At 67.8% G+C, this 13,532-nt stretch carries 13 protein-coding genes; 9 read left to right on the top strand and 4 right to left on the bottom strand.

The features are described 5' to 3' along the window. Positions 1-2: 2 nt before the first annotated feature. The 9 genes from BVG12_RS26835 to BVG12_RS26875 all read left to right on the top strand — a co-directional run bounded on the left by BVG12_RS26835 (position 3) and on the right by BVG12_RS26875 (position 8,787). The gene (locus BVG12_RS26835) at positions 3-1,520 is read left to right on the top strand and encodes a sugar ABC transporter ATP-binding protein (protein ID WP_075795064.1); all 1,518 of its coding nucleotides are present in this window, start codon (positions 3-5) and stop codon (positions 1,518-1,520) included. A gap of 56 nt (positions 1,521-1,576) precedes the next feature. After that, a complete protein-coding gene (locus BVG12_RS26840; RefSeq protein WP_370662852.1) occupies positions 1,577-2,551 on the top strand; it encodes an ABC transporter permease in 975 nt (324 codons plus the stop codon). After that, entirely contained in the window at positions 2,548-3,531 is a 984-nt protein-coding gene (yjfF, locus tag BVG12_RS26845; protein WP_075795066.1) for a galactofuranose ABC transporter, permease protein YjfF, read from the top strand. The genes BVG12_RS26840 and yjfF overlap by 4 nt, the downstream gene beginning before the upstream one ends. 180 nt (positions 3,532-3,711) lie before the next feature. Continuing rightward, complete coding sequence (locus BVG12_RS26850; protein WP_075795067.1) at positions 3,712-4,665, top strand: glycoside hydrolase family 43 protein; 954 nt, start codon at positions 3,712-3,714, stop codon at positions 4,663-4,665. Between the two features lie 53 nt (positions 4,666-4,718). Beyond that, positions 4,719-5,660, top strand: a complete 942-nt coding sequence (locus tag BVG12_RS26855) for a LysR family transcriptional regulator (protein WP_075795068.1) — start codon at positions 4,719-4,721, stop codon at positions 5,658-5,660. Between the two features lie 101 nt (positions 5,661-5,761). Beyond that, the gene (locus tag BVG12_RS26860; protein ID WP_075795069.1) at positions 5,762-6,460 is read left to right on the top strand and encodes a fumarylacetoacetate hydrolase family protein; all 699 of its coding nucleotides are present in this window, start codon (positions 5,762-5,764) and stop codon (positions 6,458-6,460) included. Continuing rightward, on the top strand, positions 6,457-7,383 hold the full coding sequence (locus BVG12_RS26865) for a 2-hydroxyacid dehydrogenase (protein ID WP_075795070.1): 927 nt from the start codon (positions 6,457-6,459) through the stop codon (positions 7,381-7,383). The genes BVG12_RS26860 and BVG12_RS26865 overlap by 4 nt, the downstream gene beginning before the upstream one ends. Before the next feature lie 85 nt (positions 7,384-7,468). After that, entirely contained in the window at positions 7,469-8,497 is a 1,029-nt protein-coding gene (locus tag BVG12_RS26870; protein ID WP_075795071.1) for a M4 family metallopeptidase, read from the top strand. Then, complete coding sequence (locus tag BVG12_RS26875; RefSeq protein ID WP_229503936.1) at positions 8,497-8,787, top strand: protealysin inhibitor emfourin; 291 nt, start codon at positions 8,497-8,499, stop codon at positions 8,785-8,787. Before BVG12_RS26870 ends, BVG12_RS26875 begins: the two co-directional genes overlap by 1 nt. Positions 8,788-8,789: 2 nt before the next feature. Here the strand turns inward: BVG12_RS26875 and BVG12_RS26880 are convergent, their stop codons facing one another. From BVG12_RS26880 to BVG12_RS26895, 4 genes are read right to left on the bottom strand one after another with little or no spacing between them, the layout of a single operon-like run. Continuing rightward, the gene (locus BVG12_RS26880) at positions 8,790-9,944 is read right to left on the bottom strand and encodes an HlyD family secretion protein (RefSeq protein WP_075795073.1); all 1,155 of its coding nucleotides are present in this window, start codon (positions 9,942-9,944) and stop codon (positions 8,790-8,792) included. A gap of 4 nt (positions 9,945-9,948) precedes the next feature. Next, positions 9,949-11,382, bottom strand: coding sequence for an efflux transporter outer membrane subunit (locus BVG12_RS26885; RefSeq protein WP_169926841.1), 1,434 nt, complete (start codon positions 11,380-11,382; stop codon positions 9,949-9,951). A gap of 24 nt (positions 11,383-11,406) precedes the next feature. Then, entirely contained in the window at positions 11,407-12,909 is a 1,503-nt protein-coding gene (locus BVG12_RS26890) for an MDR family MFS transporter (RefSeq protein WP_075796581.1), read from the bottom strand. Positions 12,910-12,935: 26 nt separating this feature from the next. Next, positions 12,936-13,382: a MarR family winged helix-turn-helix transcriptional regulator gene (locus tag BVG12_RS26895; protein ID WP_075796580.1), complete on the bottom strand. Its 447-nt coding sequence runs from the start codon at positions 13,380-13,382 to the stop codon at positions 12,936-12,938. Positions 13,383-13,532: the final 150 nt, after the last annotated feature.

Consider the following 13,532-nt stretch of genomic DNA (forward strand, 5'->3'; position numbering starts at 1 on the left):
GCATGGTCGATTCGAAACATCCGGTGCTGGAAGTCACCGGCATCCATAAAGCCTTCCCCGGTGTGAAGGCGCTGTCCGACGCCGGACTGCGCCTGTTCCCCGGCGAAGTCCACACGCTGATGGGCCAGAACGGCGCGGGCAAGTCCACGCTGATCAAGGTCCTCACCGGCGTCTACCAGCCGGACGCCGGCAGTATCGTGCTGGAGGGCCGGGCCATCCACCCGCGCTCCACGCAGGATGCGCAGAACCTGGGCATCAGCACCGTCTACCAGGAAGTCAATCTGTGCCCGAACCTGTCGGTCGCGGAAAACATTTTCATCGGACGTTATCCGCGCCGTTTCGGCATGGTCGACTGGCGTTCGATGCGCAAAGAGGCCGCCGCGCTGCTGGAGCGCCTGCAGATCCACGTCGACGTCAGCAAGCCGCTCGCCGACTATCCGCTCGCGATCCAGCAGATGGTCGCCATCGCGCGCGCGCTGAACACGGAATCGCGCGTGCTGATCCTCGACGAGCCCACGTCCAGCCTGGACGAGGCGGAAGTGCAGATGCTGTTCTCGGTACTGCGCCGCCTGCGCGAAGAAGGGATGGCGATCCTGTTCGTCACGCACTTCCTCGACCAGACCTATGCGATCTCGGACCGCATCACGGTGATGCGCAACGGCGAGCGCGAAGGCGAGTACGCCTGCGCGGATCTGTCGCGCCTCGCGCTCGTCAACAAGATGATCGGCGCGCCGGCCGACGCGGAACACGCGGCCGGGACGGCGACGCAGGGCGAAGCCAACGAACACGGCGACGTCTTCCTGCGCGCCCGCGGCATCGCGCGCAAGGGCGTCTTGTCGCCGGTCGACCTGGAAATCCGCCGCGGCGAATTGCTGGGCCTTGCCGGCCTGCTGGGCTCCGGCCGCACGGAAACCGCGCGCCTGCTGTTCGGCGCGGACAAGGCGGACGCCGGCAGCTTCGACATCGACGGCAAGCAGGTCAGCTTCTCGAACCCGCGCGACGCGATTCGCGAGGGCATCGGCTTCTGCTCGGAAGACCGCAAGCACGAAGGCGCGATCCTCGCGCTGTCCGTGCGCGAAAACCTGATCCTCGCGCTGCAGGCGAGACAGGGCATCTTCCGCGCCATCCCCTTCAAGCGCCAGCAGCAGCTGGCGCTGGACTACGTCAAGTGGCTGGGCATCAAGACGGCCAGCATCGAGACGCCGATCGGCACGCTCTCCGGCGGCAACCAGCAGAAGGTCTTGCTGGCGCGCTGGCTCGCGACCGATCCGCGCCTGATGATTCTCGACGAACCGACGCGCGGCATCGACGTGCGCGCCAAGCAGGAAATCATGGATTACGTCAGCAACCTGTGCCGCAAAGGCATGTCCATCCTCTTCATCTCGTCCGAGCTGCCGGAAGTGTTGCGCGTGTCGGACCGCATGGTCGTCATGCGCGACCGCAAGGCGTGCGGCGAATACCGGCGCGGTGAGCTCGACGAGACCACCGTGCTGCACGTGATCGCGGGAGAGACGGCATGAGCACGACCGGCGCTACCGTCAAACCGGCCGCGCAGGCGGGAGCAGCGCGCGCGGCAATGCTGCAGCATCCGCTCGTGCGACCGCTCGGCGCGCTCGTCGCGCTGCTGCTCGTCGACGCATTCCTCGTGCCCGGCTTCTTCCACCTGGAAGTCAAGGAAGGGCACCTGTACGGCGCGATCATCGACATCCTCAACCGCGCGGCGCCGCTGATGCTGGCGGCGCTCGGCATGACCCTCGTCATCGCCACGCGCGGCATCGACATCTCGGTCGGCGCGGTCGTCGCGCTGTCCGGCACCGTGTCCGCGATGCTCATCGGCGGCGACACGCCGTCCACGTCGATGGCGGTCGCGCTGGCGGCCTCGCTGGGCGTCGCGCTGCTGTGCGGCCTGTGGAACGGCGTGCTCGTGGCCGGCATCAAGCTGCAGCCGATCGTCGCCACCTTGATCCTGATGGTCGCGGGGCGCGGCCTCGCGCAGCTGCTGACGGACGGCCAGATCGTCACCGTGTACTACCAGCCGTTCTTCTTCCTGGGCGGCGGTTATCTCGCCGGCCTGCCGTTCTCGCTGTTCGTCGTGACGGCCGTGTTCGCGGCGACGCTGCTGCTGGTGAAGAAGACGGCGCTCGGCCTGTTCATCCAGGCCGTCGGCATCAATCCGGTGGCGGCACGCCTCGCGGGCCTGTGCACGGCGACCCTGATCACCTTCGTGTACGTGTTCTGCAGCGCCTGCGCGGGCCTGGCCGGCATGCTGATCACGTCGAACATCAAGAGCGCGGACGCGAACAACGCCGGCCTGCTGCTGGAGCTGGACGCGATCCTCGCCGTCACGCTCGGCGGCACGTCGCTGGCCGGCGGTAAATTCAGCCTGGTGGGCAGCATGATCGGCGCGCTGATCATCCAGACGCTCACCTACACGATCTACTCGCTGGGCGTGCCGCCCGAAGTGAACATGGTCGTCAAGTCCATTGTCGTCTTCGTCGTCTGCATCTCGCAGTCGAGCGAATTCAAGAACATCCTGCGGAGGTCCGCATGAGCGCGGTCGCAACTGGTACCCGCGGCGTGACGAGTGCGCCGTGGTTTACGTCCCTGGTCACCGTGGTCCTGCTGGTGGCGATGCTGGGCATCGGCGGGTCGGTGTACCCGGGCTTCCTGTCGCTGCAGGTGATCTTCAACCTCCTGATCGACAACGCGTTCCTGCTCGTGATCGCGGTGGGCATGGGCTTCGTGATCCTCTCGGGCGGCATCGACCTGTCGGTCGGCTCCGTGCTGGCGCTGTCGACGATGATCTCGGCCTGGCTGCTGCAGCACGCGCATTGGCCGCCGGCCGCCGTCATCCTGCTCGTGCTGCTGCTGGGCGCGTGCTTCGGCGGCGCGATGGGCACGATCATCCACCTGTTCAAGCTGCAGCCGTTCATCGTCACCTTGGCCGGCATGTTCCTGGCGCGCGGCCTGTGCTACCTGATCAGCGTCGAATCGATCACGATCGACGATCCGGTGTTCACGGCGATGTCGCAGACCCAGGTGCCGATCCTGGGCGGCTTCCTGTCGCCGGGCGCGATCATCGCCCTCGTCGTGCTGCTGGTCGCCATCTGGCTCGCGCACTTCACCGCGTTCGGCCGCGCCGTGTACGCCGTCGGCGGCAACGAGCAGTCGGCCGCGATGATGGGCCTGAACGTGGGCCGCACGAAGGTCCTCGTGTACGCGCTGTCGGGCTTCTGCGCATCGCTGGGCGGCGTGCTGTTCGCCTTCTACATGTTGTCCGGCTACGGCCTGCACGGGCAGGGCACGGAACTCGACGCCATCGCGGCCGTCGTCATCGGCGGCACGCTGCTCACGGGCGGCTACGGCTATATCGCGGGCGCGCTGTCGGGCGTGCTGGTGCTGGGCGCCATCCAGACGCTGATCGCCTTCGACGGCACGCTCAGCTCGTGGTGGACCAAGATCGTCATCGGAGCGCTGCTGTTCGTCTTCTGCGTCGTGCAGAGGGTGATGGGTGGGCGTTCGAAACAATAACGGGTCGCGTCAATATCAACTCGGTATGGAGGAATGGTGCCAGTGGCACTATTCCCGCGTGCGCGGAATGACGGCACGTTCGGACGCTGACAATAGCACGTCATTCCCGCGCAAGCGGAATCCATAAGCCGTACCCGGCGCCGCCAACGCCGGTGATCCACAAAAGACAACGGAGACTACATGCTCAAACCCACGCTCGGCGCGGCCCTGGTCGCGACGGCGGCGCTCGCCCACGCCGCCAATCCCATCACCAGCAAGATCTTCACGGCCGATCCCGCGGCCCTCGTCGACAACGGCCGCGTGTACCTGTACGTCGGCCGCGACGAGGCGCCCGTCGGCGGCAAGGATTACCTGATGAACGAATGGCGTGTGTTTTCCAGCTGCGACATGCAGCACTGGACCGCGCACCCGGACGGCGTGCCGTTCTCCACGTTCAAATGGGCCGCCCGGGACGCGTGGGCCAGCGACATCACGAAGCGCAACGGCAAGTACTACCTGTACGTGACGGTCGAACACAAGACGATCCCCGGCAAGGCGATCGGCGTCGCGGTGTCGGACAGCCCGACGGGTCCGTTCGTCGACGCGCGCGGCTCGGCCCTGATCACGAACGACATGACGCACGAGACCGAGATCAGCTGGGACGACATCGACCCGGCGATCTTCGTCGACGACGACGGCCAGGCCTATCTGTACTGGGGCAACACGGTCATGAAGTACGCGAAGCTGAAGCCCAACATGACGGAGCTGGACGGCCCGATCCACACGGTGGGCCTGGAAGCGTTCACGGAAGCGTCGTACCTGCACAAGCACGCCGGCAAATACTACCTGTCGTACTCGCGCAAGTTCCCGGAAGAGACCGTATACATGACGGGCCCGACGGCCACCGGTCCGTGGTCGTACGGCGGCGTGATCATGGAGCAGAACACGAACGTGAAGACGATCCACCACGCGATCGTCGATTTCAACGGCAAGTCCTATATTTTTTATCACAACGGCAAGCTGCCGACGGGCGGCGAATTCCGCCGTTCGGTCGCCGTCGAGGAATTGCACTACGGTCCGGACGGCAAGATCCTGCCCGTGGCGCAGACGGCAGAAGGCCCCGCCGCGAATCCGTCCACTGCGTGCAAGCGATGACAGTTTTGCATAAATTTCCGTTAAAGCAATATCGATAATGATATGATGTATTGATGGACACGACCAACCCGAACTGGTTTCTCAAGGCCCGCCTCAAGACGCGCCAGCTGCTGCTCTTGATCGCGCTCGACGACTACCGCAACATCCACCGCGCCGCGGATGAGCTGCACATGACGCAGCCGGCCGCCTCCAAGCAGATCAAGGACCTGGAGGAGATGCTGGACGTCAAGCTGTTCGAGCGCCTGCCGCGCGGCATGGAGCCGACGATCTACGGCGAGACGATGATCCGCCACGCGCGCATGGCGCTGACGAGCCTCGCGCTGGCGCACGACGACATCGTCACGCTCAAGGCGGGCCTCACGGGCCAGGTCGAGGTGGGCGTGATCATGACGCCCGCGATGGCGCTGCTGCCCCGGGCGATTGCCCGCGTGAAGGAAGAGGCCCCGCTGCTGCGCATCGGCGTGCAGCTGGAGACCAGTAACCTCCTGCTGGATAAGCTGCAGCACGGCATGCTGGACTTCATGATCGGCCGCATCTTCGACACGGGCGACACGTCCGGCCTGATCTACGAAGAGCTGACGGAAGAGCCGGCGTGCGCCGTCGTGCGTCCCGGCCATCCGCTGCTGGAACGGAAGGACCTGACGCTCACGGACATCGCGCCGCTGCCGTGGATCGTGCCGCCGCACGGCAGTATCCTGCGCTACCGTTTCGACATGATGTTCCGCCGCGCCGGCCTGGAACCGCCGGCGAACGTCGTCGACACGACGGCCATGTTGATGATCACGGCGCTGCTGCAGCAGACGGATTCGCTGCACGTGATGCCGATCGAGGTGGCGCAGTACTACGCGTCGCTGAACGTGATGCGCATCCTGCCGATCGAAATCCCGTGCAAGATGGACGCGTTCGGCATCATCCGCCACCAGGACCACCTGCTGTCGCCGGGCGCCGATCTGCTGCTGCGCGCGGTGCGGGCCGCGGCCAAGGAGATCTACTGAGCCGGGGCGTATTGCCCGTTCCTCCATAGCGTGATTGTGTTAGGCTGTTCGATGCGTCCGGCTCGCCGGATGCCATCGCAACCGTCTTTGCAAGGATACGCATGACCGGCTTCGTCATTACGCCTCCCGCCGTCCCGGCCCTCGCCGTGGCCGGCTCCGACCAGGTTTTCCCGCTGCGCCGCGTGTTCTGCGTCGGCCGCAACTACGCCGCCCACGCGCGCGAGATGGGCGCCGATCCGAACCGCGAACCGCCGTTCTTCTTCACCAAGCCCGCCGACGCCGTCGTGCCGGCCAGCGGCACCGTGCCGTATCCGCCGGCCACGCGCGAGCTGCACCACGAGGTCGAACTGGTCGTCGCACTGAAAGGCGGCGGCACCGACATCGCGCCGGACCAGACCCTGGATCTCGTGTGGGGCTATGGCGTGGGCCTGGACCTGACGCGGCGCGATATGCAGGCCGTCGCCAAGAAGGATGGCCGCCCGTGGGACATGGCGAAAGGCTTCGACGCGTCCGCGCCGTGCAGCCCGCTGGTGCCCGTCGAACGCACCGGCCACCCGCAAGAGGCGCGCATCTGGCTCGAAGTGAACGGCCAGTTGAAACAGGAAGGCAATCTGAACGAGATGATCTGGCCCGTGGCGGACGTGATCGCCGCGCTGTCGCGCCTCGTCGCGCTGGCGCCGGGTGACCTGATCTACACGGGCACGCCGGCCGGCGTCGATGCGCTGAACCCCGGCGACAAGGTGCGCGGCGGCGTCGACGGCGTCACCACGTTCGAACTCGGGATCGGCGCGGGGGCATGAGGGTCGTCCTGCAGATCGGCGAATTCGCACCCGAGATCCAGGCCCGGCTCGACACCGAATTCCGCTGCGTGAACCTGGCCGATCTCGAACGCGAGCCCGGCCTGGCGATTGCCGTGAGCGCCATCGTCACGCGCAGCAACCAGGACGTGCCGGAAGACGTCGTGCGGCGCCTGCCGGCCCTGGAGATCATCGCCACGTGCGGCGTCGGCTACGACCTGATCCCGCGCGCGCTGGCGGCAAGCCGCGGCATCGTCGTCACGAACACGCCGGGCGTGCTGAACGCGGCCGTGGCCGAGCTGTGCATCGGCTCTCTGCTGGCGCTGTTGCGCCGCCTGCCGCAGGCCGACCGCTTCGTGCGCGAAGGCCGCTGGACGGCAGCGGGCTTCCCGCTGGCGACGAGCCTCGCGGGCAAGCACGTGGGCATCGTCGGCATGGGCCGCATCGGCAAGGAGATCGCGTGCAGGCTGGAGATGTTCGGCGTCGCGCTCGCGTACCACGGGCGTACCGACCAGCAGCTGGCGTGGCGTTACGAGGCCGACCTGCCGGCCCTCGCGCGCGACTCCGACATCCTCGTCGTCGTGGCGCCCGGCGGCGCGGACACGCGGCACCTGATCGACGCGCGCGTGCTCGATGCGCTGGGACCCGACGGCTACCTCGTGAACGTGGCGCGTGGCTCGCTCGTCGACGAGCAGGCGCTGCTCGCGGCGCTGGAGCGGGGCGGCATCGCCGGCGCGGCGCTGGACGTGTTCGATAACGAGCCGGACATCGACCCGCGCTTCTTTGCGCTTCCCAACGTGCTGCTCACGCCGCACCTGGGCAGCGCCACGCACGAGACGCGCGCGGCGATGGCGCAGCTCATGCTGGACAATGTGCGCAGCTGGTTCCGCAGCGGCAGGGCGCTGACGCCGGTCGAGCCGGACTGACGCGGTCCGCGCGGCTATTGTGCGCCGCCACGCCGGCGCGTGGATTACGCTCTTCAATACGAGCGCAAACCGCAATGGAGGTCCCATGCACATCCACACGCCCGCGTGCACCTGCTTCATCATCCCTTCGTCCATGCTGCGCAAACTGGCCGTCCAGGCGGACGGGGCCGAGCGCCAGCGCCTGCTGGAACAGGTCGAACGCTCGGCCTTCCTGCGCGGCCAGCGCGCCGCCAGCGGCCTGGCCGCGCCGGGCCTGCTGGTGGCGCCCGGCGTCAAGCATCGTACCGTGTATGATGCGCACCACGGCACCCGCCTGCCCGGCAAGCTCGTACGCACGGAGACGGCGGGGCCCGTGCCCGACACCGCCGTCAACGAGGCGTTCGACGGCGCCGGCACCACGTACGACTTTTACCAGCAGGTCCTGCAACGCAATTCCATCGACGGCCGCGGCATGGGCATCGATTCGAGCGTCCACTACAGCAAGAGCTTCAACAACGCGTTCTGGAACGGCCGCCAGATGGTCTACGGCGACGGCGACGGCAAGCTGTTCACGGGGTTCACCCGCGCGCTCGACGTGATCGCGCACGAGCTGACGCATGGCGTCACGCAGTACACGGTGCCGGGCGGAGGCCTCGTCTACGACGGCCAGAGCGGGGCGCTGAACGAATCCATCTCCGACGTGTTCGGCTCCGTCGTCAAGCAATGGCACCTGAAGCAGACGGTCGAGAAGGCCGACTGGCTGATCGGCGCGGGCATCATGACGCCCGCCGTCGGCCATGCGCTGCGTTCGATGGCCGATCCGGGCAATACGTCCCTCACGTGGTCGGGCGACGATCAGCCGGGCACGATGAAGGGCTATGTGGAAGGCGGGGACGTGCACACGAATTCCGGCATCCCCAACCACGCGTTCTGCCTCGCGGCAATGAAGCTGGGTGGGCACAGCTGGGACAAGGCGGGACCGATCTGGTATCAGGCGCTGTCGCTGCTGCATCCGGATGCGACGTTCGCGGATGCCGCCCAGGCCACCGTCAAGGCGGCCGAGCTGCGCCACGGCGTGGGCTCCGCCGAGGCCGCGGCGGTGCAGGGCGCATGGCACGAGGTGGGCGTCGTGTGATGCGCCTGTCCCTGCACTGCGTGGGCGGTTTCACCGGGCCGGCGGGGGCGCAGACGCGCAATGTGGACGTCGACAGCCTGCCGGCGGCGGAAGGCGCGCGCGTGCGCTCGCTCGTGCAGGCGCTCGACCTGGCGCAACTGCCGGCGACCTTGTTGAAAGCGCGGCCGCAGCCTTGGGATTTCACGTACACGCTGACGGTCGACGGCCACCAGGTGCGCTTTCACGCCGACGCCGCGCCGGCGCCGTTGCGGGAGCTGGTCGAGATCCTCGAACAGCACCCGCCCGGGTGACGTCAATTCGCCATATTCCTGGCGACGATGGCGTCCGTCGCCGCTTTGGCCTGCTGCAACGGCTGGTTCAACACGGTGGTCGTGTACGCGGGCGCGGGCGCGGCCACGGTGCCGAGCGCGCTGCCGCCCGGATGGCTGGTGTCCACGTCGACCGTGGCCGACAGGCCCACGCGCAGCGGATGCGCGGCCAGCTCCTTCGGATCGAGCGAGATGCGCACCGGCACCCGCTGCACGACCTTGATCCAGTTGCCGGTCGCGTTCTGTGCCGGCAGCAGCGAGAACGCGCTGCCCGTGCCCGCGCCGAGGCCGACGACCTTGCCGTGGTAGACCACCTTGCTGCCGTAGATGTCGGCCTCGATGGTGGCCGCCTGGCCCACGCGGATGTCGCGCAATTCCGATTCCTTGAAATTGGCGTCGACCCACAGCTGATCCAGCGGTACGATCGACAGCAGCGGCGCGCCCGGTGCGATGCGGCTGCCGACCTGCACGCTGCGCTTGGCGACATAGCCCGACACCGGCGCGACGATCGCGTTGCGGCGCGCGGCCAGCCATGCGGACAGATAATCCGCCTTCGCGGCCAGCACGTTCGGGTGCTCGGCCGGCGACACGCCCGCCACCGTCACGCGCGCGGCCGCCAGCTGTTTCTGCGCGACTTCCAGCGCGGCCTTCGCATCCTCGACGGCGCGACGGGCGTGCGCCACGTCCTCGCCGGAGACGAGGTTGTCGGCCGCCAGCGGCGCGCGCCGGGCCAGGTCTTCCTGCTTCGCCCTGAGTTCCACGCGGCGCTGGTCGACGAGCGCCTCGTACTGCGCGACGTTCGTGTAGCGCTCGCGCTGCTGGCGCACGGCCGTGCCCAGGCGCGCCTCGGCCTGGGCCAGCGCGACTTCCGCGTCGGACGGATCGAGGCGGACGATCTCGGTGCCGGCCTGCACGAGTTGCGTCTCGTCGGCGCGGATCTCGACGACGCTGCCCGTCACCTGCGACGAAACATTCACGAGGTTGCCACCCACGTAGGCGTTGTCCGTCTCGACGCGCTTGGACAGCACGAGCGCGTAATAGGCCGCGTAGGCCGCGCCGGCGGCGAGGAAGGCGACGGTGATGCCGGCGAGGACGACGCGGCGTTTCTTATTGGCGTTGGGTTGGGTCTCGGTGCTCATGGCTTTACTTGGTGTTCGATTGGGTGAGGGCAGGTGCGGTGGCGTGATAGCCGCCACCGAGTGCGCGGACGAGGGCGACCTGCGTCTGCAGGCGCGCGTCCGTCAGCTGCAGGTCGACGTCGCGCTGGCGCAGCGCGGCCATGCGCGCCTGCTGCACGGCGGCGCGGTCGGCGAGGCCGCGCTTCATGCGCGCCTCGGCGTTTGCCGCCAGGCGCAAGCTCGCGTCCAGCGTGGCCGCATGCGCTTCCGCCTCTTTCGCGATGCCTTGCAGGGTCGCGGCTTCGCGCGCGACGTCGCGCACCGCATCCAGCACGGCCTCGTTGTACTCGGCCAGCAATTCGTCGCGGCTCGCGCGCGCGCTGCCCAGCTGGGCGTGCAGGCGGCCGCTGTCGAACAAGGGCAGGTCGAGCGTGGCGCCGAGCAGCGGCGTGCGGCTCGGATAGCGCAGCAGCTTGCCCAGCGACGTTGCGTCGAGGCCGATGACGGCGGCCAGGTTGATGTCGGGCCGGAACGCGGCTTCGCTGGCGGCCACGCGCCCCAGCTGCGCCTCGACGCGCCAGCGCGCCGCCTGCAGGTCGGGACGCCGCGCCAGCAGTTCCATGCCCAGTTCGCGCGGCACGGCATCGATCGCGGGTGCCGGCTGGAAGCGCGCGAGATCGTTCAGCGCGGCCGCGTCGCCACCGATCAGCGCGCGCAGGCCTTCGCGTTCGCGCGTGGCGTCCGTGTCGTAGCGGGCCGCCTGTTCCTGCAGGCTCGCGAGGTCCTGCTCCGCGCTCTGCAGCGCATCGGCGCTGATCAGGCCATGCGCCATGCGGGTCTTGCGGCCGGCGACGATGTCGCGCTGCACGGCGATCAGGGCACGCGTGTTGTCCTGGCGCGCCCACAGCATCTGCAGGCGCAGATAACTTTGCACGACGGATGTGGCCAGCGTCTGGCGGACCTGCGCGCTTTCCGCGGCCGCTGCGTTCGTCTCGCCCAGCGCGGCGGCGATGAGGGCGCGGTGCTTGCCCCACCAGTCGAAGTCGTACGAGGCGCGCAGCGACACGGACGCGTCGTTGAACCACGCCCCGCCGATCGGCGGCGGGAAGAAGCCGTTCGACGAATAGCGCTGGCGGTTCAGGCTTGATGCCAAGTCGACGCGGCCGCCTTCGTTCGCCACTTCCGCCGTGACCCCGGCACGTGCGCGCGCGACGCGCGCGGCGGCGACCGTCAACGTCGGGCTGTCGCGCAGGGCGCGCGCGACGAGGCCGTTCAGCTGCGGGTCGTGGTAGTCGAGCCACCACTGATCGGAGGGCCAGGCGTCGGCCGGGAGCCGGATGGCAGGGGCATGCTGCGCCTTGGCGAAGTCGGGACCTTGCGCCTTGTTCGTGTCGGGCGGAACGCTGATGCAGCCGGACAGCAGGGCCAGCGCGGCGACCGCGATGGGGATGAGTGTCAAGTGTCGCACGATGAGTCTTTCAAATTATTCGAGAGCGGCGTGGTCGATCTGTGCCGGTGCGGCGGATGCCTTCGGCGGGCGGATCATCAGCAGCATCGGGATCACGGCCAGGGTCAGGAGCATCATCAGCCAGTAGTCGTCGACGTAGGCGATCATCGACGCCTGGCGCGTGACTTCGTTGTTGACGAGGGCGGGGCCGGCCTGCGTCGCCATGTCGTAGAGGCTCATTGGATCGCGCACGGCCGGATTGGCGGCGTTCACTTGCGTGGCCAGCGACGCGTGCGCGATCTGCGTGTTGCGCACGAGGAGGGCCTGCACGAGGGCGATGCCGATCGACGAACCGATATTGCGTACGAGGCTGTACAGCGCCGTGCCTTCGGCGCGCATCTGCGGGGACAGCGTCGCGAACGTGGCGGCCGACAGCGGCACGAACACGAGGCCCAGGCCCACGCCCTGGATCACGCCCGGCCACACGATGTCCGACTGCGACAGCACGAGCGTGTAATGCGTCATCTGCCACAGCGAGAACGCGGTGATGGCGAAGCCGACGCCCAGCAGCAAGCGGAAATCGACCTTGCCCGTGAGGCGTCCGACGATCATCATCGCGGCCATCGTGCCGAGGCCCGACGGCGCCGTGACGAGGCCCGCGAGCTTGGCCGGATAGCCCATCAGGCCTTGCAGCATCGTCGGCATCAGCGCGCGCGTCGCGAACAAGACCATGCCGACGATGAAGATCAACAGGAGGCCCGTGACGTAGTTGGCGTTCTTGAGCAGGCGGAAGTCGACGAACGTCTGGCCGGCGGGACGCGTCAGCGTGTGGCCGATGAAGTAGGCGAAGGCCAGCGCGGTCAGGATCAGTTCGACCCACGTCTCGATCGACGCGAACCAGTCGTTCTGCTCGCCGCGGTCGAGCAGCATCTGCAGCGCGCCGATGGCGACGGACAGCGTGACGAAGCCGAAGGTGTCGAAGCGGACGCGCCGCGCCGGATCGGTCGCGTGGATGTAGCGCCAGATCCCCCAGAAGGCCATGGCGCCGATCGGCACGTTGATGAAGAAGACCCAGCGCCAGCTGTAGCTGTCCGTCAGCCAGCCGCCCAGCGTGGGTCCCAGGATCGGCCCGATCATCACGCCCATGCCCCATACGGCCATCGCGGAGCCGTGCTTTTCGCGCGGGTTGATGTCGAGGAGGACCGACTGCGACAGCGGCACGAGCGCCGCGCCGAACACGCCCTGCAGCATGCGCGCGATGACGATTTCCGTCAGCGTGGCCGAGATCCCGCACAGCACCGAGGCGAGCGTAAAACCCGCGACGGACACGAGGAACACGTTTTTCAAACCGAAGCGGTCGACGAGCCAGCCGTTCAGCGGCGTCGCGATCGCGGCCGCCACGATGAACGACGTCAGCACCCACGTGATCTGGTCCTGCGACGCCGACAGCGATCCCTGCATGTGGGGCAGGGCGACGTTGGCGATGGTGCCGTCCAGCGCCTGGATGATCGTCGCCAGCATGATCGAGATCGTGATCATGGTGCGGTTGAGGGGCGCCGCTGTGGTCACAGGCCGTCCTCGAGGCGTTTCTTCAGGGTCTCCAGCAGGACGGTCGCCGCGGCCAGCACCTGCGGATCGAGGCCGGTCAGCAGGTCGGCGCGGAACGGCGCCGCTTCGTGGAGGACTTCGGCGTAGACGGTCTTGCCGGTGTCGGTCAGGTGCACGAGTTTCACGCGACGGTCAGTGGGAGAGGGCGCGCGCGTGACGAACCCGTCGCGCTCCAGGCGGTCCAGCATCGACACCATCGACGGCCCCTCGACGCCGACCAGGTCGGCCAGCGCCCGCTGCGACATCGGCTCGCCCGACTTGGCGATCATCGCGATGGTCATCCAGCCGGACTGGCCGATGCCCAGATGCTTGAGGCGCTTGTCCAGCGCAAGCCGCCACAACCGTGCACTCGTGTGCAGGGCGGCCGAGAAGCGTTCCTCGACCGATTCGGGTAGCTTACTCATCATTAGTCATAAAATAGATAGGAATCTATCGATTTTATGCTGCGCAACCAAACTGCGCAAGAGACAACACCGGGGTCAGAGCCCTTTTTTGAGCAATTGATCGCGCAGGCAGGACATGGGCACGCGGCCAGCGTCGCGATGGCCGTGGCG

It is taken from the genome of Massilia putida (assembly GCF_001941825.1).
GTDB classification, from domain to species: domain Bacteria; phylum Pseudomonadota; class Gammaproteobacteria; order Burkholderiales; family Burkholderiaceae_D; genus Telluria; species Telluria putida.